Source organism: Tahibacter caeni (assembly GCF_024609805.1).
Classification (GTDB): Bacteria; Pseudomonadota; Gammaproteobacteria; order Xanthomonadales; family Rhodanobacteraceae; genus Tahibacter; species Tahibacter caeni.
The window spans coordinates 1-21,787 of record NZ_JANFVR010000052.1 but is presented as its reverse complement, the minus strand read 5'-3'; the positions used below and the strand labels follow the sequence as shown (position 1 = coordinate 21,787).

The window sequence follows — 21,787 nt, the reverse complement described above, 5'->3', positions numbered from 1 at the left end:
CAGCGCTGGGCGGCGCCGCGCCGGGCCGCCGGATCCGTGTCCGACAATTCACAAAACCACAAGTGTATTTCATCGTCGGCCAGCGCCGGCGCGGCGGCGGACGGGGGCGGGGCGGAGGCGGGCATGAGGCATCCTCGGCCGCCGCCGCGGCGCCGGTCAAGCAAGCGGCGCCGGCTTGACTACAATCCCGGACCGGTTCCCGAGGGTGCTGCGATGATCGCTGGCTGGACCCTGCTGCTCGTATCCCTGTTCTACGTCGCGCTGCTGTTCGTCATCGCGTACTGGGGCGACGCGCGGCCGCTGTATCCGGGCCGGCCGGGACTGCGGCCGTGGATCTACAGCCTCGCGCTGGCCGTCTACTGCTCGTCGTGGACGTTCTACGGCGCCGTCGGCAGCGCGGCGAACTCGCCGCTGGGCTACCTGCCGATCTACCTCGGGCCGATAGTGCTGTTCGTGTTCGGCAGCGGGCTGATCGAGCGGCTCACGCGCGTCGCCAAGGCCAACAACATCACCTCGATCGCCGACTTCATCGGTACCCGTTTCGGCAAGTCGCACGCGCTCGGCGCGCTGGTCACGGTCATCGCGATGACCGCGGCGATTCCGTACATCGCGCTGCAGTACAAGGCCGTCGCGCTGAGCATCGGCGTGCTCGGCAAGGGCCACGCGGGCGGCGCTCCGCCGGCCGACCTGCTGCAGGACTCGGCGTTCTACACCGCGCTGATGCTCGCCCTGTTCGGCATCCTGTTCGGCACGCGCCGCGTCGACGCGACCGAACATCACCACGGCATGGTGCTCGCGGTCGCGGCCGAATCGCTGGTCAAGCTGATCGCGTTCCTGATCATCGGCATCTACGCGCAGCAGCAGCTGGTCGGGACCGCCGTGGCGCCGGCCCTGCCGGGCACCGACTGGAACCTGCCGCCCGGCTTCTTCGCGCAGACCCTGCTCGCGTTCACAGCGATGTTCTGCCTGCCGCGCCAGTTCCACGTCGGCGTCGTCGAGTGCGAGGACCCGCATGACGTGCGCCGCGCGCGCTGGCTGTTTCCGCTGTACCTCGTACTGATCTGCGCGTTCGTGCCGGTCATCGTCGCGGCCGGCCGCGGCGCGGCGGCCGGCACCGGCCTGAGCCCCGACGTCTGGCTGCTCTGGCTGCCGCTGGCCCACGACAACAACGTGCTCGCGCTGCTGGCCTACATCGGCGGCTTCTCGGCGGCGACCGGCATGGTCATCGTCGCCTCGGTCGCGCTCGCGACGATGGTCTCCAACGATCTGGTCATGCCGGCGCTGCTGCGCATCCGCGCGCTGAAACTGGACCAGCGCCACGACCTCTCGCGCATCGTGCTCGGCGTGCGCCGCGCCGCGATCGTCGTGCTGAGCCTGCTCGCCGTCGCCTATTACCGAGCGATGCCGCAGGGCGCGCAGCTCGCCTCGATCGGCCTGCTGTCGTTCGCCGCCGTCGCGCAGTTCGCGCCGGCCATCATCGCGGGCCTGTATTGGCGTAGCGCGAGCCGCGTCGGCGTGCTGGCCGGCCTCGTCGCGGGCTTCGCGGTCTGGACCTATACCTTGCTGCTGCCGAGCCTGGGCGACGCCGGATGGTTCGACGCGCGCTGGCTGCAGACCGGCCCGCTCGGCCTGAGCTGGCTGCGGCCGCAGGCGCTGTTCGATCTCGGCGGCTGGCATCCGCTGACCCACGGCACGTTCTGGTCGCTGCTCGCGAACACCGGCTGCGTGCTGATCCTGTCGCTGCGCTATCGGCCGAGCATGGAAGAGCGCCTGCGCGCGGCGAGCTTCCTGGACCTGTCGGCCGACCGCGGCAGCAGCGCCGCCGGTGAATGGCGCGGCCGCGTCAGCGTCGCCGACCTGCGCGCGATCATCGGCCGGATCATCGGCGAGCGCGGCGCGCGCCGCGCGTTCGACGACTACGCGGCGACCAGCGGCAAGCCGCTGCAGGACGCGCTCGCCGCCGACCGCCCGTTGCTGCAGCATAGCGAACGCATTCTCGCCGCCTCGATCGGCGCCGCGTCGGCGCGGCGCATGCTGACCAGCGCGCTGCGCGGCACCGGCCTGGATTTCAGCGAGGCCGTCGCGCTGCTCGACGAGGCCTCGCAGGAGCTGCGCTACAACCGCGAGCTGCTGTCGACGACGATGGAGAACATCTCGCAGGGCATCAGCGTGGTCGATGCGGACATGCGCCTGGTCGCCTGGAACCGGCGCTACATGGAAATGTTCGACTACCCGGACGATTCGGTCTACGTCGGCCGGCCGATCGCCGACCTGATCCGCTACAACGCCGAGCGAGGCGAGTGCGGGCCGGGCGACGTCGAGGCGCACGTCGCCCGGCGCCTGCAGCACATGCGCGCCGGCACGGCCCACGTCTATCAGCGCGTGCGCGCCGACGGCAGCGTGCTCGAAATGCGCGGCCAGCCGCTGCCGGGCGGCGGCTTCGTCACGACCTTCACCGACGTCACCGATTACAAGCGCGCCGAGCAGGCCCTGCGCGAAGCCAACGAGACCCTGGAGCAGCGCGTGTCGCAGCGCACGGCGCAGCTGTCGACGGCCCTGGCCGCGCAGGAACGCGCGAAGTTCGAGGCCGAAGCGGCCAACCAGTCCAAGACGCGCTTCCTCGCCGCTGCGAGCCACGACCTGCTGCAGCCGCTGAATGCGGCCAAGCTGTTCACGTCGGCGCTGCGCCACCAGCCGAATCTCGACACCGAGGCCGCGCAGCTGGCCGAGCGCATCGACACAGCCTTCCGCGCGGCCGAGACACTGCTCGATGCGCTGCTCGAAGCGTCGCGCCTGGACGCCGGCAAGTACCGCCCGGACATCGCGAGTGTCGCCTATGCGGACGTGATCGAACCGCTGCAGCAGCAGTTCGCGATGATCGCCGAGCGCCGCGGCCTGCAGCTGCGCATCCATCCGAGCCGCGTCGTCGTGCGCACCGATGCGCACCTGCTCGGCCGAATCCTGCAGAACTTCATCTCCAATGCGCTGCGCTACACGCGCAATGGCCGCGTCGTCGTCGGCGTGCGGCCGCGCGGTAACGAGGCGCTGATCCAGGTCTGGGACACCGGGCCGGGCATCGCGCCGGCGCAGCAGAAGCGCATCTTCGACGAGTTCCAGCGCTTCGATCAGGCCTCGCCCTGGGGCGAGCAGGGCCTCGGCCTCGGCCTGTCGATCTGCGAACGCATGGCGCGCATCCTCGGCCACCGCCTGACGGTGTATTCGCAGCCGGGCAAGGGCAGCTGCTTCTCGGTGCGCGTGCCGATCGTCGCGCGCCGCAGCCACCACGTACCGCGCCCGGTCGAACGCGAGGGGGCGACCGCCGAGCTCGCGCCGCTGCACGTGCTGTGCCTCGACAACGAGCCGGCGATCCTCGAAGGCATGAGCGCGCTGCTGACGCGCTGGGGCATCAGCTGCGACCTGGCCGCGACGCTCGACGAAGCGTACCAAGCCGTCGCACGACGCCGGCCCGATCTGATCATCGCCGACTTCCATCTCGGCACCGGTCAGGACGGCATGGAAGCGCTGGCCGAGCTGCAGGCCCGCCTCATGCCGCCGCCGCCCGCGGCGCTGCTGACCGCCGACCGCAGCCCCGAGCTCAAGCAGCGCGCGCGCCTGCGCCACTACGCGCTGCTGCACAAGCCGGTCAAACCGGCTGCGCTGCGCGCCTTGCTGTCGGCGATGGGGAAACTACCGGCGGCGCGCTCGGGGACCTGAGGCCCGCCCGGTTCGTCGAGCGGCCTGCAGGAACCCTGGCCGTCGCGTGGCGGCGTTGGGAGGGGGGCCGATTCAGGAGACCCCCATGCCTCTCTCGTTCGCTGCGCTGCTCGGCGCTGTCGCGCTGCTCGCCGAATCGTCCGTTCCGGCGACGGACCCTTCCGCGCCCTGCTACACCGGTCTGGATGAAACCCGCAGAGCCCTGGCGAAAGCAACGGGCGAGCGCATGGTCCGCAACCCGCGGGGCTCCGTGCCGATGCATCTGTTCCGGGGAACGCCAACCGGTTGCGCGCGCCTGCGTTTCGTCGTCGATGCGGAGGGACGTCTGCAGGAACCGGTCGTCGAACTCGCCCATCCCGACACGCGCTTCGGCGCCGCCGCATTGCGGCTCCTTTCCTCGGCGGTGTTCACGCCGGGGCGCCGGCCGCGCGAGGAAGCGCTCATGGTCGTCTCGTTCACGCTTGAAGCGCCGCCGGCCACCGACTGACGGCGTGATGCGTTACTTCACCGGAATGGCTCAAGCCTCGTCGCTGTCCGCCAGCGGCAGCGCCGTGTTCGGGTCCAGCGCGAGCTGGCTTGCCGCGAGCGCGACCTGGGTGCGGTTGTTGCAGCCGAGCTTGCGCATGATCGCGGTCATGTGCGCCTTGACCGTCGCTTCGGAAACGCCGAGCTCGTAGGCGATCTGCTTGTTGAGCAGGCCCTCGGCGATCATCGCGAGCACGCGGAATTGCTGCGGCGTGAGTTCGGCGACGCGCGCGGCTATCTGCGCCTCGTCGTCCTGCAGCGGCGCCGTGCCGGCGCCCATCGCTGCCGGCAGCCAGATCTCCCCTTCGCGCACGTGGCGTATCGCTTCGACGATCGTGTCGGCCGAGCTCGATTTCGGAATGTAGCCGGCTGCGCCGTGGGCCAGCGCGCGGCGCGCGACGCTGCCCTCTTCGTGGGCCGACACGACGATGACCGGCAGGCCCGGATGCTGGCCGCGCAGATGGGCCAGCGCCGAGAAGCCGCGCGCTCCGGGCATGTGCAGATCCAGCAGCAGCAGCTCGGCTTCGGGATGCGCTTCGACCAGACTCAGCAGCTCCGGCACGGTGGAGGCTTCGAACAGGCTGGTCCCGGGCGCGGCCTGGTTCAGCGCGCGGCGCAACGCGTCGCGGTACAGCGGATGGTCGTCGGCGATGAGGATCTCGGACATGCGCCCGAGCATCGCATCCGCCGCCGTCCTCGGCAACAAGCGCGACAGCACCCGTGCGGGCCGGCAGCGCCGGCCCGCCGTGGTTCCGCCCGCCCCGCGCTCAGGCGCGGATCAGGCGCTCGTCGACCAGGCTCTGCACCACGCCCGGGTCGGCCAGGGTCGAGGTGTCGCCGAGCTGGTCGGTCGCGTTCTCGGCGATCTTGCGCAGGATGCGGCGCATGATCTTGCCCGAGCGGGTCTTGGGCAGGCCCGGTGCCCACTGCAGATAGTCTGGCGAAGCGATCGGGCCGATCTCCTTGCGCACCCAGGCGACGAGTTCCTTGCGCAGTTCCTCGGTCGGGGTCTCGCCCGCCTTGAGCGTCACATAGACGTAGATGCCCTGGCCCTTGATGTCGTGCGGACAGCCGACCACGGCCGCTTCCGCGACCTTCGGGTGCGCGACCAGCGCGCTCTCGACCTCGGCCGTGCCGATGCGGTGGCCCGAGACGTTGATGACGTCGTCGACGCGGCCGGTTATCCAGTAGTAGCCGTCGGCGTCGCGGCGCGCGCCGTCGCCGGTGAAATAGGCGCCTGGATAGGTGCGGAAATATGTGTCGATGAAACGCGCATGGTCGCCGTAGACCGTGCGCATCTGGCCGGGCCAGGAATCGGTCAGGATCAGGTTGCCCTCGCAGGCGCCTTCCTGCACCACGCCGTTCGTGTCGACGATGGCCGGCACCACGCCGAAGAACGGCTTGGTCGCCGAGCCGGGCTTGGTGTCGGTCGCTCCGGGCAGAGGCGTGATCAGCGCGCCGCCGGTCTCGGTCTGCCACCAGGTATCGACAATCGGACAGCGGCCGTCGCCGACGACGCGGTGATACCACTCCCAGGCCTCGGGATTGATCGGCTCGCCGACCGTTCCGAGCAGGCGTATCGACGCGCGCGATGTGCGCTTGACCGGCTCCTCGCCTTCGCGCATGAGCGCACGGATCGCGGTCGGCGCGGTGTAGAAGATCGTGACCTTGTGCTTGTCGACGACCTGCCAGAAGCGGCTGACGTCGGGCCAGTTCGGCACGCCTTCGAACATGACCGTCGTCGCGCCGTTGGCCAGCGGTCCGTAGACGACGTAGGAATGCCCGGTGACCCAGCCCACGTCGGCGGTGCACCAGTAGACGTCGTCCTCGCGCAGGTCGAACACGCACTCGTGGGTGTAACTCACGTAAGTCAGGTAGCCGCCGCTGGTATGCAGCACGCCCTTGGGCTTGCCGGTCGAGCCGGAGGTGTACAGGATGAACAGCGGATGCTCGGCCTCGACGGGCTCCGGCGGGCATTCGGTGGACTGGCCCTCGACGAGCGCGGCCCACCAGCGGTCGCGCGGCGTCTGCATCGCGATCGGCGCGCCGGTGCGGCGCACCACGAGCACGGTCTCGACCGACGTCGTGCCGGGCCGCGTCAGCGCTTCGTCGACGTTGGCCTTCAGAGCGACCTTCTTGCCGCCGCGCAGGCCTTCGTCGGCGGTGATCACGAGCTTGCACTGGGAATCGGCGATGCGGCCGGCCAGCGAGTCCGGCGAGAAGCCGCCGAAGACGACCGAATGCACGGCGCCGATGCGCGCGCAGGCCAGCATCGCAACCGCGGCCTCGGGAATCATCGGCAGGTAGATCGCGACGCGGTCGCCCTTGGCGATGCCGAGATTGCGCAGCAGGTTCGCCGCGCGGCAGACGTCGGCGTGCAGCTCGCGATAGGAGATGCGCCGTGATTCGGAAGGATCGTCGCCCTCGAAGATGATCGCCGTCTTGTCGCCGCGCTCGGCGACGTGCCGGTCCAGGCAGTTGGCGGCGACGTTCAGCACGCCGTCGCCGAACCAGCGGATGTGCAGGTCGTCGGCCCCGAACGACACGTCCTTGACCTCGGTGAACGGCTTGATCCAGTCGATGCGCTGCGCCACGCGCGACCAGAAGCCTTCGGGGTCGCGCACCGATTCCGCATACAGCGCCTCGTACTGCGCGCGGTCGATGCGGGTCTGCGCTGCATAGGCTTCGTCGACCGGATAGATCTTCTGAGACATGGCTGTATCCTTTTATATATAGCTAGAAAGCAGCAAAAGTTTCGCGCCGTCGGCGCCCCTCCCCTGCTGCAATGCATCAACAGTATCCGAGGCTTACGCACAACCAATCCGACTTTAGTCGAAACGCGCAGACGCTTCGACCAATGGCGAATAGGCGGCCAAATCCGCGGAGCGCAACCTCGGTCGCGCCAAACACCTTGGGAGGGGTTCAATGGCCATCACGCAACGTTGTTCACTACGCCGCACCGTACTGGCGGCTGCACTGCTGCTCTCTCTGGGCGGCGTCGCCCAGGCCGACAGCCGCAGCGAAGCCGCACTCGAAGCACGCATCGCCCAGCTCGAGCAGCAGCTGGCCGAACTGAAGTCCGCCGTCGAAGCCCAGAAGAAAGCCACGGCCGCCGCACCGGCCGCCGCGCCGGCGACCGCAGGTCCCGCCGCCGCCGGCGTCAAGCTGCCGATACAGACGACGACCCTGACGCCGGGCGCGAATCCCGGCACGACCGTGAAGATCGGCGGCTTCATCAAGACCGACTTCATGCTCACGCGCACCGACTCGGGCCAGTTCGCCGATTCGGCCACGGCGCGCGATCTGTATCTGCCGTCGCAGACGCCGGTCGGCGGCAGGGGATCGAGCACCGACTATGACGCCGGCGCCAAGTTCTCGCGCCTGGGCATCGGCATCGACACCGTCACCGAGAACAACGACAAGCTCGGCGCGTTCGTCGAATGGGATTTCTTCGGCGGCTCGCTCGGCAACGAGAACTCGACCAACACCTACGGCCTGACCGTGCGTCACGCCTATGCGTACTGGAACAAGTGGCTGGCCGGCCAGACCTGGTCGACCTTCATGGATACCGCGGCGCTGCCCGAAGCGGTGGACTTCATCGGCCCGACCGACGGCGTGATCTTCGTGCGCCAGCCGCAGATCCGCTACACGACCGGCAACTTCCAGATCTCGCTGGAAGATCCGCAGACCACCATCATCCCGCGCGGCGGCGGCGCGGCGGCGAGTTCGGACCGCGGCGCGGTACCCGACCTGGCCGCGCGCTACACCTGGAAAGGCAGCTGGGGCCACTTCGGCGTCGCCGGCCTGCTGCGCGACCTGCGCGTCGACCGTCCGGCCGCGGGCACCACGCCGGCGATCAAGGACAGCCAGTTCGGCGGCGCGATCAGCGTCGGCGGCAAATGGAACCTCGGCGAGAGCAACGACATCCGCTACCAGCTGACCGGCGGTTCGATCAGCCGCTACATCGGCCTCGGCGTGACGTCCGACTCGGTGCTCGACAGCGCGAACGACCTGGAGGCGATCGACGGCTGGGCCGGCTACCTAGCCTGGCGCCATGTCTTCACCAAGCAGCTGCGCAGCAACCTGATGTATGCACGCAGCGAATACGACAATCCCGTGGCCTACACCGGAACCGGTGTCACCAAGAACTCGCAGAGCTTCCGCCTCAACTTCATCTATTCGCCGCTGCCCAAGCTCGATGTCGGCGTCGAGTACATGGTCGGCCGGCGCGAGATCGAAAGCGGCGCGAAGGGCGACATCGATCGCCTGCAGTTCATGGCCAAGTACTCGTTCTGAGGAGATCACGAATGGCTAGCGTTCCCTACGAAGCCGGCGCCGGCAGCTCGGCGCCGCTGACCCAAGGCCACAAGCGCGTGATCTTCGCGTCCAGCCTCGGCACCGTGTTCGAGTGGTACGACTTCTATCTGTACGGCTCGCTCGCGGCGATCATCGCCAAGCAGTTCTTCACCGCGCTGAGCCCGACCAGCGGCTTCATCTTCGCGCTGCTCGCCTTCGCCGCCGGCTTCGCCGTGCGTCCGTTCGGCGCGCTCGTGTTCGGCCGCCTCGGCGACCTGATCGGCCGCAAGTACACCTTCCTCGTGACGATCGTGATCATGGGCCTGTCGACGTTCCTCGTCGGCATATTGCCGAGCTACGCGAGCATAGGCATCGCCGCGCCGGTGATCCTGATCACCCTGCGTCTGCTGCAGGGCCTCGCGCTCGGCGGCGAATACGGCGGTGCGGCGACCTACGTCGCCGAGCATGCGCCGCCGGGCAAGCGCGGCCTGTACACGAGCTTCATCCAGACGACCGCGACGCTCGGCCTGTTCCTGTCGCTGCTCGTGATCCTCGGCACGCGCACCTGGCTCGGCACCGAAGCGTTCGACGCCTGGGGCTGGCGCATTCCGTTCCTGCTGTCGGTGCTGCTGCTCGGCATCTCGGTCTGGATCCGCCTGCAGCTCAACGAGTCGCCGCTGTTCCAGCAGATGAAGGCCGAAGGCAAGGGCTCGAAGGCGCCGATCACCGAGAGCTTCTTCTCGAGCAACGGCAAGATCGCCCTGCTGGCCCTGCTCGGCGCGACGGCCGGCCAGGCAGTGGTCTGGTACGCGGGACAGTTCTACGCGCTGTTCTTCCTGACCCAGACCTTGAAGATCGACGCGACGACGGCGAACCTGCTGATGGCCGGCGCGCTCGCGCTCGCGACGCCGTTCTTCATCGTGTTCGGCTGGCTGTCGGACAAGATCGGCCGCAAGCCCATCATCATGGCCGGCTGCCTGATCGCCGCTCTGACCTACTTCCCGATCTTCAAGGCGCTGACCCACTACGGCAACCCGGCGCTGGCCGCGGCCAGTGCGACCTCGCCGATCACGGTCGTCGCCGATCCGAGCCAGTGCGCGTTCCAGTTCGTGCCCGGCGAGCTCAAGTCGCACGTGACCTTCCGCAGCTCCTGCGACATCGCGAAGGGCTACCTCGCCGGCAAGAACATTCCGTACGTCAACGAAGCCGGACCGGCGGGCAGCGTCGCGAGCATCAAGGTCGGCAGCCAGGTCATTCCGAGCTTCGACGGCGCCGGACTGACGGCCGACCAGTTCAAGGAACAGAGTGGTGCGTTCACGAAGGCCATGGGCGCGGCGGTCACGGGCGCCGGCTATCCGGACAAGGCCGACCCGAACCAGATCAACCGCTTCATGGTGTTCATCCTGCTGACCGTGCTCGTGATCTACGTCACTATGGTCTACGGTCCTATCGCCGCGTGGCTGGTCGAACTGTTCCCGACGCGCATCCGCTACACCTCGATGAGCCTGCCCTACCACATCGGCAACGGCTGGTTCGGCGGCTTCCTGCCGACGACGGCTTTCGCCCTCGTCGCGGCGACCGGCAACATCTACCAGGGCCTCTGGTATCCGATCGTCGTCGCGCTGATGACCTTCGTGATCGGCAGCCTGTTCCTGCGCGAGACCAAGGACGTCGATATCTCGCAGTGACCGGATGAGGCAGTTCGCAGGAAACGAAGAGGCGGCCGCGAGGCCGCCTCTTCTTGTGCGAGCATGCGGCAGCCGGATCTCGCGTACGGGCCGATGGATAGGACGATTGCGCATCGATGATTCTTCATCGCAATGCCGGGTTCGCCGAGGTGAAACCCGCTCTGCTCTCGCTGGGGCATCGATATGCCGCGGAAACGTGGTTCGTGTTCGAGCCGCAGTTCATTCGTTTTGCCGCTGAGCAGGAATACGACGAGCGGGAGACGAAGCTCGGCCCCGGCGTACAGGCATTTCGGCTCGAGGGCCCGGAACTGCTGCAGTTGCTCGAAAGCGAACGCGTGGGCTTCGACTGGACGGATCTTGCCGTTCGGCTCGAATCCGCACCCGGGCAGCCGATGCGGGTCGCCTGTTACGTACAGTGCGTGGATTCGGCAACCTGGTACATCGCATCGCGGGACGAAGCCGTCGCCGGATTGCTCGAACGTGAAGGATTCGCCGCTACCGACCTTCAGGCGATGCCGTTCAAGCCGAAACCTCGCGTCGTGCTCGACGGATCCAAATTGCCCCTGTGATCGCTGCAGTCGATCACGCTGCCGTCGGCTGGCGCCGCCGCTGAAATCCCTATCGGAATTTCAGCGGCGGCGAACCTCCCTCGCGCGGCGCTTACGGTGCCGCCTTCGTCTCGCGGATGAACTGCTCCACGCGCTGATCGAGCAGCGGCAGCGGCACCGAGCCCAGCGACAGTACGGCGTCGTGGAACGCGCGCAGGTCGAAGCGCGGACCGAGTTCGCGTTCGGCCTTGGCGCGCAGTTCGCGGATGCGCAGTTCGCCGAGCTTGTAGCTCAGCGCCTGGCCGGGCCAGGAGATGTAGCGGTCGACTTCGGTCGTGATTTCGTGTTCCGACAGCGCGGAATTGTCGCGCAGCAGCGCGAGCGCCTGATCGCGCGTCCAGCCCTTGGCATGGATACCGGTGTCGATGACGAGGCGGCAGGCGCGCCACATTTCGTAGGTCAGACGGCCGAACTGTTCGTACGGCGTTTCGTAGATGCCCATTTCGACGCCGAGGTGCTCGGCATAGAGCGCCCAGCCTTCGCCGAACGCGGAGATATAGCTGTAGCGGCGGAACGGCGGCTGCTCGCCCTGTTCCGCGGCTAACGCGCCCTGCAGGTGATGGCCCGGCACGGCTTCGTGCAGGGTCAACGCGGGCAGTGCATACAGCGGCCGCGCTTCGAGCTTCCAGGTGTTGACCCAGTAGAAGCCGGCGCCTTTGCCGCCGGCCGGCGCGGGGCTGTAGCGGCCGCTCGTGTAGTACGGTGCGATCGCGGCCGGCACCGGTGCGACGCCGTAGGGCAGGCGCGGCAGCACGCCGAAGTATTTCGGCAGCTCGCCGTCGATGCGCTTGGCGATGTAGCTCGCGTGCATCAGCAGCTCGCGCGGCGTCTTGGCGTAGAACTGCGGGTCGCTGCGCAGGAAGGCCAGGAATGCGGCGAAGTCGCCGTCGAACTTGGCGTCCTTCATGACGGCTTCCATTTCGGCGCGGATGCGCGCGACTTCCTTCAGGCCGATCTCGTGGATCTGCTCGGGAGTCAGGTCGACGGTCGTGTATTCGCGGATCTGCTGCTGGTAGTAGGCCTTGCCGTCGGGCAACGCATAGGCGCCCAGCGTCGCGCGCGCCTTCGGCACGTATTCGCCGGTGAAGTACTTCAGCAGCTTGGCATACGCCGGAACGACCTTGTCGCGGATGACCTTCTCGCCGTCGCGGCGCAGCGCGGCGGCTTCTTCCGCGGCTATCGCGGGCGGGAACTTGGCGAACGGCGCGTAGAACGGATTCGTCGCGATGTCCTTGCTCTCGGCGATGCCGCGCAGCGGCCCGTCGCGGCCCTGCAGCACGACCTGCGGCAAGGTCATGCCGATCCTGACGCCCTGCCTGAGCAGCGCGATGTGTTCGTCGAAATAGGCCGGTATCGCGGCGAGGCGCGCGAGATAGTTGTCGTAGTCCCTGCGCGTCGCGAACGGATGTGATTCGGGCATCTGGATCAGATCGGCATAGAAGCTCGAATCCGACGTCATCGGCAGCAGGTAGCTGCGCACGCGGATGCCGCCGATCGCGTTGGCGAGCTGCTCGCGATAGATCGCGTAGTCGACCTGGCGCGCCGCGCTGAGCTCCGCCGCCGGGATGGTCCCGAGCTCGCGCTGGAATGCCTCGAGGTCCTTGAGCCGGCGCAGCTGGCTGGCTTCGTCGACGTGACCGAGCTCGCCGTCGCGCTCATGATTGCCGACGTAGGTCGCGAACTGCGGGTACTGCTGCTGGCGCCAGGCCCACTCGCGCTCGTACAGCGCGGTGAAGCGGGCGTCGGCGGAAGTGGTGTCGGCGGAAGTGGTGTCGGCGAGCGCGGACCCGCTCAGGGCCAGAGCCAGCAAGGCAGCGACGAAGCGATACGCGGGCATGGGGTTCCTCCTGGGCAACCGGCCAAGGCTAGCCCAACGGCGCCGCGGCCACCCCTGCATAAGGTCGGGGCCGGCCTCTTGCTACGCTCGGCGCCTGCCCCAACGTCGCGCCAATGGACACGACCGCCATCCCTCCCCGCGAAACGCCGCAGCTCAAGCGCGCCGGCCTGCTCGCCCTGGCCTTCGTCGCCGTGCTCTGGCTCGTGAAGCTCGTCGAGATCGCCGGCGGCCTGGATTTGACGGATTTCGGCGTGCGGCCGCTGGAATCCTACGGATTGCCCGGCATCCTGACCGCGCCGCTCGTGCACGCGTCGTTCGAGCACCTGATCATGAACAGCGTGCCGCTGCTGGTGCTGCTGACGCTCGCGCGCTTCAACTATCCGAGCGGCTCGTGGCGCGCCTTCGTCTTCATATGGCTGGCCGGCGGGCTCGGGCTCTGGCTGATAGGCCGGCCGTCCTGGCACATCGGCGCGAGCGGCGTGACGCACGGCCTGATGTTCTATCTGTTCGTGCTCGGCCTGCTGCGGCGCGACCGCTATGCGATAGCCGTCGCGATGATCGTGTTCTTCCTCTACGGCGGCATGGTGGTCACCGTGCTGCCGCGCGAGGCGCACGTCTCGTGGGAGGCGCACCTGAGCGGCGCGCTGGCCGGCACGATCGCGGCATTCCTCTGGCAGCGGCGCGATCCGCCGGCGCAGCAGCCGCGGCCGAGCTGGGAGCTCGAAGAGGAAGCCGCCGCCGAGGCCAAGGCGGCCGATGCGGCAACCTACGAAATGCCGCGGCCGGCGCAGGTGCCCGTGCTCTGGCACCGGCCGCCCGACGAACGCGGTGTCATTCTCGAGTTTCCACGCCGGCGGCGGGACGATGAAACGCCGCCGACGCTGCATTGAGACGCACTCGCCCGGCGGCGGTCGCCCCGCATTGCGATCGCGCGCGCAAGTCCGGCGCCGCGTCGCAGCGCTGCTGAGCGTCCTCGTCGCGGCGTTGCTGCTGGCGGCCTGCGGCGCGACGGCGTCGCCGCCGAAGCTGCCGCACGGCGTCTACGTCTGGCAGCGCGTCTGGAACCCGCCGCTGGAGACCTCGGTTGCCGCGACGCCGCAGTTCGCGGGTTCGCTGCGCGTACTCGCGCTGCAGGTCGGTCCCGGCGCGCGGCGCGTGGAACCCGAGCCGAACTGGGAACTGCTGCGATCGACCGGGTTGCCGGTCACCGTGGTCGTGCGCATCGACGGCAGCCACGGCGATCTCGCCGCACAGGCGACGCCGCTACAGCAGGCCGTGCTCGCGCAGCTCGATCGCTGGCGCGAACACGGGATCGTCGCAGCGGGTCTGGAGATCGACTACGACTGCGCGACGGCGCAACTGGTCGCCTATGCGCAGTGGCTCGCGCAGCTGCGTGCGCAACTGCCGCCGGCGACTGCGCTGTCGATCACGGCATTGCCGGCGTGGCGCGAGGCGGCCGCGCTCGATGCGGTACTCGCGGCCGTCGATCAGAGCGTGCTGCAAGTGCACGCGGTGCAGAACCCGGCGCAAGGACTGTTCGATGCGGCGCTCGCGCGGCGCTGGGTCGACGACTGGTCGCGGCGCAGCGCAATGCGGCCGTTCCTCGTTGCGCTGCCGGCCTACGGCGCACGGCTCAAGCTCGACGAAGACGGCGCCGTAGCAGCCGTCGAGAGCGAGCAGCGCCTGGCGCGGCGCAGCGCTGCCGCGCGCGAACTCGCCGTCGACCCGCGCGACGTCGCCGCGCTGATCGCCGCGCTGGAAGCGCGCCGCTACCCGCAGCTGTCAGGCTTCGTCTGGTTCCGGCTGCCGCACGACGGCGACGAACGCGCCTGGGCATTGCGCACGTTGCGCGCCGTGATCGAACGCGCGCCGCTGCGGGCCGACCTGCGTGTCGCCGTGACGCTGCAGTCCAATGGCGCGCTGAACCTGACCCTGCACAGCGACGGTACCGTCGACGCGCCCGTGCCGTCGCGGCTGCGCGTGCACGGCGACTGCAGCGCCGGCGACGGCATCAACGGCTTCACCGTGCAGCGCGACCCAGGAATTTCCCTGGTGCGTGGCGATACGGCTGCGGTGCTGCGCGCCGGCACGAGCCGCCCTGTCGGCTGGCTGCGCTGCGCCGACGCAACGGCCGTGCGCGTGACGCCGGAATAGACCTCGCGCGGCAACTTGCGCTGCCGCTGGCGTGAAAAATCGCCGCGACGCCGCGGCTCATCGTTCGCTGCGCTGCGCCGCCTGCAGCGGCAAGGCTCCGGTCTGCTTGACTGTGCGCAGCACGAAACTCGAATTGACGTCGGCAACCCCCGAGTCGTTGAGCAGGCGGTCGAGCAGGAAGCGCGAGAAGTGGTCGAGGTCCTCGACGACGACGTGCAGCAGATAGTCCATGTCGCCGGTAAGCGCATGGCAGGCGACGACCTCGCGCGATTCGGTGATGCGGCGGATGAAATGCTCGATGGCCTCGGCCTCGTGGCGCTCGAGCTGCACGCGCACGAAGGCCTGCAGGCCCAGGCCGACCGCGCGCGGCTCGACGCGTGCGGCATAGCCGCTGATCACGCCCGACTGTTCCAGCCGCTGCACGCGGCGCAGACAGGCCGACGCGGAGAGGCTGACCTTTTCGGCGAGCTCGGCATTCGTGATGCGGCCGTCGTGCTGCAGCACTTCGAGGATGCGCAGGTCGGTGCGGTCCAGCTCGGTCGCGGCCATGAAATTGCTCGATGGTCACCAAGGACGAAAGAATCTTGTGCCAATCCGGTCTGCCGCTGCAACAAAGCAAGCCCGTTGCGTGGACCAGCGCCTACACTGCCCGCGTCGCGCAAATCCCCTGCGCCATCGGAACAGGCCATGCAACCCGCCGCCCAGAAGGTCGAACACCAGCTCACCGACAAGGGCTACGTGCCCGTCTACACCACGCGCGTGATCGAGCAGCCCTGGGCCAGCTATACGGCCGCGGACCACCAGACCTGGGCCACCCTGTTCCAGCGCCAGCGCGAGCTGCTCGTCGGCCGCGCCGCCCGCGAATTCGTCGACAACCAGCAGCGCTTCGGCATGTCGGCCGACGCGATCCCGAAATTCGACGAGCTCAATCGCGTGCTGCGCGCGGCGACCGGCTGGGAGCTCATCGGCGTCGAAGGCCTGCTGCCCGAGCTGACGTTCTTCGAACACCTGGCCGCGCGGCGCTTCCCGGTGACCTGGTGGATACGCAAGCCCGAGCAGCTCGACTACCTGTCCGAACCCGACCTGTTCCACGACCTGTTCGGCCACGTGCCGCTGCTGCTGAATCCGGTCTTTGCCGACTATATGCAGGCCTACGGCGCCGGCGGCGTCAAGGCCGCGGCGATCGCGCCCGAGGCGCTCGTCAATCTGACGCGGTTGTACTGGTACACGGTCGAGTTCGGCCTGATCAATACCGACGAAGGCCTGCGCATCTACGGCGCGGGCATCGTCAGCTCCAAGGGCGAGTCGATCTACAGTCTCGAATCGGCCGCGCCGAACCGCATCGGCTTCGATCTCGAACGCGTGATGCGCACGCGCTACCGCATCGACACCTACCAGAAGACCTATTTCGTCATCGACAGCTATGAGCAGCTCATGGAAGCGACGCGGCCGGACTTCACGCCGCTGTACGCGCGCCTCGCCCAGCAGCCCTCGCATGCGGCCGGCGACGTGCTCGCCTGCGACAAGGTCTTCCAGCGCGGCAGCGGCGAGGGCTGGCTCGACGACGGCGACGTCTAGGAAGCGCGGGCCTCAGGCAACCGTGCCGGAGCAGCGGCCTCGGCGCGCCACGGCGGCGACGCCGGCCGTCGGGACAGCGACATCCGCTTTTCAGCTGCCGGCGTCCCGGCGCCGACCGTCGCGTCGGTGCGGATCTTCTCCGTTCTTTCCTCGCGAGGGCGCTGCCGCGAGACAGTTCGTTGAATTTATTCCGTTGATTTCAACGGACCGTGGCCGCAGCGTCGCGAAACCGCATTTGCGGATCGCGCTCCTCACCGCGATCCCTTCGGCCTCTCGAGGGAGGCGGCCGGCTTGCGTGCCGCCGCGTGCGCGGCAATCCGATTCCGCAACGGCTGCCGCACCGGTCGGGACGGCGCGGCAACCGTTGCGTGCGGCGGTCAGTCGACCTTGAACGACTGCAACGTCACCGGCGTCGACACGTCGATCGTGACGGCCGCGCCGGTCGGCGCGATCAGCTCGGCGCCGCCCTGCGGATTGCTGAGCTGGACGGTGAAGACTTCCGCGGGTTCAGTGACGAGGTCGGCCACGATCGGCACGACGATGGTCTTCACGCCGCTCTCGCCGTCGTTCCAGTGCAGGCTGCCGCTGGTCGACTGGTAGTCCTGCGGCGCCGTGGCCGTGCCGTCGGCAGTCGTGTAGTCGACATCGACCGCGCCTTCGGATGCGTTCACGCGCTCGACGTCGATGGTGGCCGTGCCGACGGTCTCGGGTACCGTGAACGCGACCGTCGCCGCGGCAACGCGCAGCGCACCGGGGATCGGCACACGGACCGGCGCAGCGAACTCCGAGGTGTTGTTGGCCGGGCCCGGAACGATCGAACCCGGCGGATTCGGTTCGGACGCGGCCGGGTCGGTGACCTTGAGGTCGGTTACGGTGGCCGTGATGTACTTGCCGCGCGTGTCGAGCGGACTGCCCGGCGACAGCGCCGCCGCGCCCGACGCGAGCCCGGCCGCGTTCGTGGTCACGTTGGTCTCGCCGAGGAAGACCTTGCCGCCGGCGCCGTCGTCGTCGTTGGCGTAGAACTCGATGCGGTACTGGCCGTTGGCGCCGGACTGCAGCGCCCAGCCGGCCGAACTCGCGCCGCTGCCCGGCGCATAGCCGGCCGCGCCGAGCACGACGGTGTTCTGCTGCCATTGCGCGTAGTTCTGCGCGGTCGGCACGCGGTCGCCGCCGAAGCTGTCGTCGGACGGGTCGGGACCGTTCGCGACGACGTCGAGGTCGATGCCGAGGCTGCCCGCGGGCACGCCGTAGATCGCGTTCTTGCGCAGCAGGTTCGACCATGCGAACGCTGTGCCGATGCGCACGCCGTGCGAGCCGTTGAACGCGATCACGTTCTTCTCGGCATCGCCGTCGCCGCCGATGACGTTGCCGCCGGACAGCAGCCAGAGGCCGTAGCCGACGTTGCCCTGGTCCGCGCCTTCGAGCGGCGGCGGCAAGGTGCCGACAGAATTGCCGCGCACGCGATTGCGCACGGTGCCGCTGCCGCCGCGCACGACGACGCCGTGGCGGCCGTTGCGGCCGACGATGTTGCCTTCGACGATCGTCGCGCCGCCGACCTCGTGATCGGTGCCGACGATCGTGATGCCGTCGGCCGCGTTGCCGATGTCGACCGCGCTGCCGTCGGGCGTGGACAGGCCGACGATGTTGCCCCAGATGCGCACGTGGTTGGAATTGCCGTCGGTGACCGCGATGCCGCCGTAGTTGTTGTTCGGGTCCTCGAACGCGACACCGTCGCCGCCGCGGTTGTGGCCGACGATGTTGCCCGGACCCACGACGACGCTGAGCTGCACCGGGTTGGGCACCGGATCAGCTGCGGTCGTGATGCGCGCATCGGCGACGCGGATGCCGCAGAGCGAGTTGCCGAGATCGGTGACCGGGTTCAACGGACTGAAGCCGGCGAAGTTGCCCGCGACGAAGTTCGGGAACGGCACCTTGCCGGTCGAGATGTGAATGCCGTCGGACAGCGGCGAGGCATTGTTGCCGGCGACGCGGTTGTCGATGCCGATGAAGTTCAGGTACGCGCCGGAATTGACGAGGATGCCGTGGCTCGAGCTGTCCTGGCCGTTCGGCACCGCGGCAGTGCCGCTCGCGTTCAGGCCGACGATGTTGTCGAACACGACGTTCGTCGCGGTGTACTGGCCGAAGATCTCGATGCCGTCGCCGTCGTTGCCGGAGATCACGTTCGTGACGATGCCGTTCGGCGCGAGCGCAGGTGCCGCGCCGGCGACGAACGCGAGAATCGCCGGCAGGTCGGCGAGCTCGCCGGGCAGCGGAATGCCGGACAGGTCGGGAATGTCGCCGTCGCTGATGTCGGCCGAGATCGAGACGCCGTCGCCGCTGTTCGGCGACGCGGCGGTGCCGGCGACGTTGGTGCCGATGTAATTGTTGTAGACGACGTAGCCGTGGCCGTCGATCGAGATGCCGTTGCCCTGGCAGTTGTGAATGACGAAGCTCTCGATGCGCGAATTGTTCGCCTGCGGCACGAGCGGATTCGGCGCCTGGCCGCCGCCGCCCGGCGAGGACAGGTTGAAGCAGCTGTTCGTCGCATTGCCGTCGAGCTCGGCGCGGCCGCCGCCGAAGCTGCCGTCGATGACGACGCGCTCGATCGCGATCGGCAGGCTCTGCGTCAGGGTGACCTTCGCACGGCCCATCGTGATCTTGTCGAAACCGGCCGTCGCGTTGGCCTGCTGGATCGCCGCATGCAGGGTGCAGCCGCCGCCGGCGATGCCGCAGGCGTTGTCGGCGAGGTTGTTGTCGCTGGCGGATCCGTCCGTGATGACGTTGAACGTGGCGGCCGACAGGGGGGCGGCCAGCACGGCGAGCACGACGATTGCCGCGCAACGCAGAGGAATGGTGGACATTGGGAAACTCCGTCGAGCTCGACGCTGCGAGTTGCGTCAGCGTTTCCAACGGACCCAAACGCAAAAAGCGAACAACGGTACCGTCCGCGGACGAATGCGGCTACTGCAGAGCCTGCAGGCAGAGCGGTCTCAGGCGTTGCGCGGACGAGTGGCGCGGAAAACTGCGGCGGGGGAAGGTCTCAGCGCGGCATCCAGCGCCAGTGCGCGCCGCGGTTGGAGCGCGGCCAGCGCAGCGCGCCGGCGGCGAGATTGGCGACGGCAGCGGCGATCACGAGCGCGACCGACGGCAGGTTGGCGACGTTCCAGATCGAACCTTCGTAGCCGGCGACCGTGGCCAGGGTCGACACGAGCAGCGCCGTGCCCGGCACGAGCTGCAGCACCCAGCGCCGCCAGGACCACTGCTGCCGTGCGTCGCGGCTGCGCCACCAGAACGGACCGACCAGCATCGGGAAAACCAGGCCCACGGTCGCGGCCCACGGAAACCAGAGGCCGAGCGGCGAGGCCAGCAGCACGAGTTCGGCGGCCGAAACGCCGACTATGAACGCGAACGCCGCATCCCAGCGCCGTGCGTGCCCGGCTTCGTCACGGCTCCAGGCCGCCGCACAGGCGAAGCCGGCGGCGGACAGGCAGAGCAGGGCGAGCAGCAGGGAGGCAGCCATGCGACCAGCATCCGCACCGTCGATGACAATCCGGCGACAGCCGGACGACGCTTTGGTGTCGGCGTCTGCCGGATCAAAACGCCCCGCGATTCCTCCCCTGCCACGGCCGGTAGAACTCGCGGATCCGCGCGATGTCGGCGTCGCGGTCGTCGGTGAGCTCGAACACCGGGCCGATGCCGATGGTTTTTTCAGGGTAGTGGAAGTAGACCGTCATGACGGGCACGCCGGCTTCGTGGGCGATCTGCCAGAAGCCGGATTTCCACTTCGTCACGGCCTTGCGCGTGCCTTCGGCGGCGATGCCGAGCCAGAGCCGGTCGCTCCGCGCGAAGCGGTCGACCATCTGCTCGACGACGCCGTGGGCGGCGCTGCGTTCGATCGGAATGCCGCCGAGGCGGCGCAGCAGCCAGCCGAGCGGGCCGCGGAACAGTTCGCGCTTGGCCATGAACGAGGCGTTCAGGCCGACGGCGACCTTGAACATGAGTCCCCAGACGCCGTCCCACCAGGACGAATGCGGCGCGGCGACGAAGACGAGCTTGGGAATGTCGGGGAACTGGCCGACGAGTTTCCAGCCGCACAGGCGCAGCAGGCGGCCGAACACGCAGCGCACGAGACTCGGCGGCGCGAGCGGCATCTGCGCCGGCAGCTCGCCGGTGTAGGGCAGATAGGCGGGTTTGTTCACTCGTCCTTCCATTGCTTGCTGCGGCCGCGCTTGTGCGCCGAGCGGGTCTTCTTCTCTTGCAGCCGGCGTTCCTGCGAGCCCTTGCTCGGCTTGGTCGCGATGCGTTTCTTGGCCACGACGGTCGCGGCGCGGACGATTTCGGCCAGGCGCAGGCGCGCGTCCTCGCGGTTGCGGCCCTGGTCGCGGAAGCGGCTCGCGGAAATCACGAGCACGCCCTCGTCGGTCAGGCGACGGTCGCGCCGCGCGAGCAGGCGCGCGCGCACGGCGTCGGGCAGCGACGGCGAGTTGGCCACGTCGAAGCGCAGCTCGACCGCGCTGGCGACCTTGTTGACGTTCTGCCCGCCGGGGCCGGAGGAGCGCACGAAACTCTCGTGAAGCTCGTCGTCGGCGATATGGATGGTTGGCGTGACTTCGAGCATGGCCGTCTCAGTCGCGGAAGTTTTCGTACTGCAGCGGCATCTCGACGTCGCTCTTGCGCAGCAGCGCGATCGCGAGCTGCAGGTCGTCGCGCTTCTTGCCGGTCACGCGCAGCTGGTCGCCCTGGATCTGCGCCTGCGCCTTGATGCCCGAATCCTTCAGCAGCTTGACGAGTTTCTTGGCCAGGGTCTGGTCCACGCCCTGCTTGAGCGTGGCCTTCTGGCGCGCGGCGGAAAGATTGACTTCGGGATCGGCGAATTCGACGCAGCGGATGTCGATGCCGCGCGCGGCGAGCCGCTGCAGCAGGATCTCCTGCATCTGCTTGAGGCGGAATTCGGCGTCGGCCTTGAGCGTGACGACGCTTTCGGCGAGCTCGTAACGGGCGTTGGCGCCGCGGAAGTCGAAGCGCTTGTCGAGCTCGCGGTTGGCCTGGTCGACCGCATTGGCGACTTCATGCGGGTCGAGCTTGGAGACGATGTCGAAGGAGGGCATGGGGCCGGATTGTAGCCGGGCCGCGGCCGGCGCGGCCCGGCCGATCGTTGCGGCAATGCCGCAAAATCCGCGCGGAACGCGGAGCGCCGCACCGGCACGGATTGCGGATCGGCGCGGGTACACTCGGCCGATGCCGTCGCGCCGAGGAAGGGCCGCATGGTGCAATCGCCAGCCAAGCTGACCGACCGCCGTCGCGCGGCCGTCGCCGCCGTGTTCGGCGGCCTGATCGTCGCGGCCGCCGTAGCCTGGCTGGCCGCGAGGCCGCCAGCCGCTGCCGTG

17 protein-coding genes are annotated in these 21,787 nt (G+C 68.7%); 8 read left to right on the top strand and 9 right to left on the bottom strand.

The genetic code is table 11. The features are described 5' to 3' along the window. Positions 1-213 precede the first annotated feature (213 nt). Both NON22_RS07095 and NON22_RS07090 read left to right on the top strand, forming a co-directional pair. Positions 214-3,714 carry a hybrid sensor histidine kinase/response regulator gene (locus NON22_RS07095; protein WP_257386233.1) on the top strand — a complete coding sequence of 1,167 codons (3,501 nt, stop codon included), beginning with the start codon at positions 214-216 and terminating at the stop codon, positions 3,712-3,714. A 46-nt stretch (positions 3,715-3,760) separates the two neighbouring features. After that, complete coding sequence (locus NON22_RS07090; protein ID WP_257386232.1) at positions 3,761-4,201, top strand: energy transducer TonB; 441 nt, start codon at positions 3,761-3,763, stop codon at positions 4,199-4,201. 30 nt (positions 4,202-4,231) lie between these two features. On the opposite strand, the gene NON22_RS07085 is transcribed toward NON22_RS07090, so the two are convergent. Beyond that, positions 4,232-4,906, bottom strand: a complete 675-nt coding sequence (locus NON22_RS07085; RefSeq protein WP_257386231.1) for a response regulator transcription factor — start codon at positions 4,904-4,906, stop codon at positions 4,232-4,234. Between the two features lie 100 nt (positions 4,907-5,006). Further along, complete coding sequence (gene acs, locus NON22_RS07080; RefSeq protein WP_257386230.1) at positions 5,007-6,953, bottom strand: acetate--CoA ligase; 1,947 nt, start codon at positions 6,951-6,953, stop codon at positions 5,007-5,009. 211 nt (positions 6,954-7,164) lie between these two features. Here acs and NON22_RS07075 point away from each other — a divergent pair, with 211 nt between their 5' ends. The 3 genes from NON22_RS07075 (at position 7,165) to NON22_RS07065 (ending at position 10,792) form a co-directional block, all read left to right on the top strand. Continuing rightward, on the top strand, positions 7,165-8,535 hold the full coding sequence (locus NON22_RS07075) for a DcaP family trimeric outer membrane transporter (RefSeq protein ID WP_257386229.1): 1,371 nt from the start codon (positions 7,165-7,167) through the stop codon (positions 8,533-8,535). 11 nt (positions 8,536-8,546) lie between these two features. Continuing rightward, on the top strand, positions 8,547-10,223 hold the full coding sequence (locus NON22_RS07070; RefSeq protein WP_257386228.1) for an MFS transporter: 1,677 nt from the start codon (positions 8,547-8,549) through the stop codon (positions 10,221-10,223). A 116-nt stretch (positions 10,224-10,339) separates the two neighbouring features. Next, positions 10,340-10,792 (top strand): hypothetical protein, encoded by a 453-nt coding sequence (locus tag NON22_RS07065; RefSeq protein ID WP_257386227.1) that lies wholly within the window; start codon positions 10,340-10,342, stop codon positions 10,790-10,792. Positions 10,793-10,883: 91 nt separating this feature from the next. Here the strand turns inward: NON22_RS07065 and NON22_RS07060 are convergent, their stop codons facing one another. Further along, on the bottom strand, positions 10,884-12,668 hold the full coding sequence (locus tag NON22_RS07060) for a DUF885 domain-containing protein (protein WP_257386226.1): 1,785 nt from the start codon (positions 12,666-12,668) through the stop codon (positions 10,884-10,886). Positions 12,669-12,781: 113 nt separating this feature from the next. Between NON22_RS07060 and NON22_RS07055 the strand changes: the two genes are divergently transcribed. Beyond that, positions 12,782-13,558: a rhomboid family intramembrane serine protease gene (locus tag NON22_RS07055; RefSeq protein WP_257386225.1), complete on the top strand. Its 777-nt coding sequence runs from the start codon at positions 12,782-12,784 to the stop codon at positions 13,556-13,558. 31 nt (positions 13,559-13,589) lie between these two features. Further along, positions 13,590-14,822 (top strand): DUF3142 domain-containing protein, encoded by a 1,233-nt coding sequence (locus NON22_RS07050; RefSeq protein ID WP_257386224.1) that lies wholly within the window; start codon positions 13,590-13,592, stop codon positions 14,820-14,822. A 57-nt stretch (positions 14,823-14,879) separates the two neighbouring features. Here NON22_RS07050 and NON22_RS07045 read toward each other — a convergent pair whose 3' ends face one another. Continuing rightward, the gene (locus NON22_RS07045) at positions 14,880-15,371 is read right to left on the bottom strand and encodes an Lrp/AsnC family transcriptional regulator (RefSeq protein WP_257386223.1); all 492 of its coding nucleotides are present in this window, start codon (positions 15,369-15,371) and stop codon (positions 14,880-14,882) included. A 138-nt stretch (positions 15,372-15,509) separates the two neighbouring features. Between NON22_RS07045 and phhA the strand changes: the two genes are divergently transcribed. After that, entirely contained in the window at positions 15,510-16,400 is an 891-nt protein-coding gene (phhA, locus tag NON22_RS07040; protein WP_257386222.1) for a phenylalanine 4-monooxygenase, read from the top strand. 377 nt (positions 16,401-16,777) lie between these two features. On the opposite strand, the gene NON22_RS07035 is transcribed toward phhA, so the two are convergent. From NON22_RS07035 to NON22_RS07015, 5 genes are all read right to left on the bottom strand, one after another. Next, positions 16,778-19,261, bottom strand: a complete 2,484-nt coding sequence (locus NON22_RS07035) for a Calx-beta domain-containing protein (protein ID WP_257386221.1) — start codon at positions 19,259-19,261, stop codon at positions 16,778-16,780. Between the two features lie 179 nt (positions 19,262-19,440). Continuing rightward, positions 19,441-19,920 (bottom strand): hypothetical protein, encoded by a 480-nt coding sequence (locus tag NON22_RS07030; RefSeq protein ID WP_257386220.1) that lies wholly within the window; start codon positions 19,918-19,920, stop codon positions 19,441-19,443. 73 nt (positions 19,921-19,993) lie between these two features. Next, on the bottom strand, positions 19,994-20,611 hold the full coding sequence (locus NON22_RS07025; RefSeq protein ID WP_425507958.1) for a lysophospholipid acyltransferase family protein: 618 nt from the start codon (positions 20,609-20,611) through the stop codon (positions 19,994-19,996). After that, positions 20,596-21,018: an alternative ribosome rescue aminoacyl-tRNA hydrolase ArfB gene (gene arfB / locus NON22_RS07020; RefSeq protein ID WP_257386218.1), complete on the bottom strand. Its 423-nt coding sequence runs from the start codon at positions 21,016-21,018 to the stop codon at positions 20,596-20,598. Before arfB ends, NON22_RS07025 begins: the two co-directional genes overlap by 16 nt. 7 nt (positions 21,019-21,025) lie before the next feature. Further along, complete coding sequence (locus NON22_RS07015) at positions 21,026-21,508, bottom strand: YajQ family cyclic di-GMP-binding protein (RefSeq protein WP_257386217.1); 483 nt, start codon at positions 21,506-21,508, stop codon at positions 21,026-21,028. Between the last annotated feature and the right edge of the window lie 279 nt (positions 21,509-21,787).

Excerpts from the sequence above, each read along its gene's own strand:
- NON22_RS07095 (WP_257386233.1), top strand. The coding sequence starts at position 214 with ATGATCGCTGGCTGGACCCTGCTGCTCGTATCCCTGTTCTACGTCGCG.
- NON22_RS07085 (WP_257386231.1), bottom strand. The coding sequence starts at position 4,906 with ATGTCCGAGATCCTCATCGCCGACGACCATCCGCTGTACCGCGACGCG.
- acs (WP_257386230.1), bottom strand. The coding sequence starts at position 6,953 with ATGTCTCAGAAGATCTATCCGGTCGACGAAGCCTATGCAGCGCAGACC.
- NON22_RS07075 (WP_257386229.1), top strand. The coding sequence starts at position 7,165 with ATGGCCATCACGCAACGTTGTTCACTACGCCGCACCGTACTGGCGGCT.
- NON22_RS07070 (WP_257386228.1), top strand. The coding sequence starts at position 8,547 with ATGGCTAGCGTTCCCTACGAAGCCGGCGCCGGCAGCTCGGCGCCGCTG.
- NON22_RS07065 (WP_257386227.1), top strand. The coding sequence starts at position 10,340 with ATGATTCTTCATCGCAATGCCGGGTTCGCCGAGGTGAAACCCGCTCTG.
- NON22_RS07060 (WP_257386226.1), bottom strand. The coding sequence starts at position 12,668 with ATGCCCGCGTATCGCTTCGTCGCTGCCTTGCTGGCTCTGGCCCTGAGC.
- NON22_RS07055 (WP_257386225.1), top strand. The coding sequence starts at position 12,782 with ATGGACACGACCGCCATCCCTCCCCGCGAAACGCCGCAGCTCAAGCGC.
- NON22_RS07045 (WP_257386223.1), bottom strand. The coding sequence starts at position 15,371 with ATGGCCGCGACCGAGCTGGACCGCACCGACCTGCGCATCCTCGAAGTG.
- phhA (WP_257386222.1), top strand. The coding sequence starts at position 15,510 with ATGCAACCCGCCGCCCAGAAGGTCGAACACCAGCTCACCGACAAGGGC.
- NON22_RS07035 (WP_257386221.1), bottom strand. The coding sequence starts at position 19,261 with ATGTCCACCATTCCTCTGCGTTGCGCGGCAATCGTCGTGCTCGCCGTG.
- NON22_RS07030 (WP_257386220.1), bottom strand. The coding sequence starts at position 19,920 with ATGGCTGCCTCCCTGCTGCTCGCCCTGCTCTGCCTGTCCGCCGCCGGC.
- NON22_RS07025 (WP_425507958.1), bottom strand. The coding sequence starts at position 20,611 with ATGGAAGGACGAGTGAACAAACCCGCCTATCTGCCCTACACCGGCGAG.
- arfB (WP_257386218.1), bottom strand. The coding sequence starts at position 21,018 with ATGCTCGAAGTCACGCCAACCATCCATATCGCCGACGACGAGCTTCAC.
- NON22_RS07015 (WP_257386217.1), bottom strand. The coding sequence starts at position 21,508 with ATGCCCTCCTTCGACATCGTCTCCAAGCTCGACCCGCATGAAGTCGCC.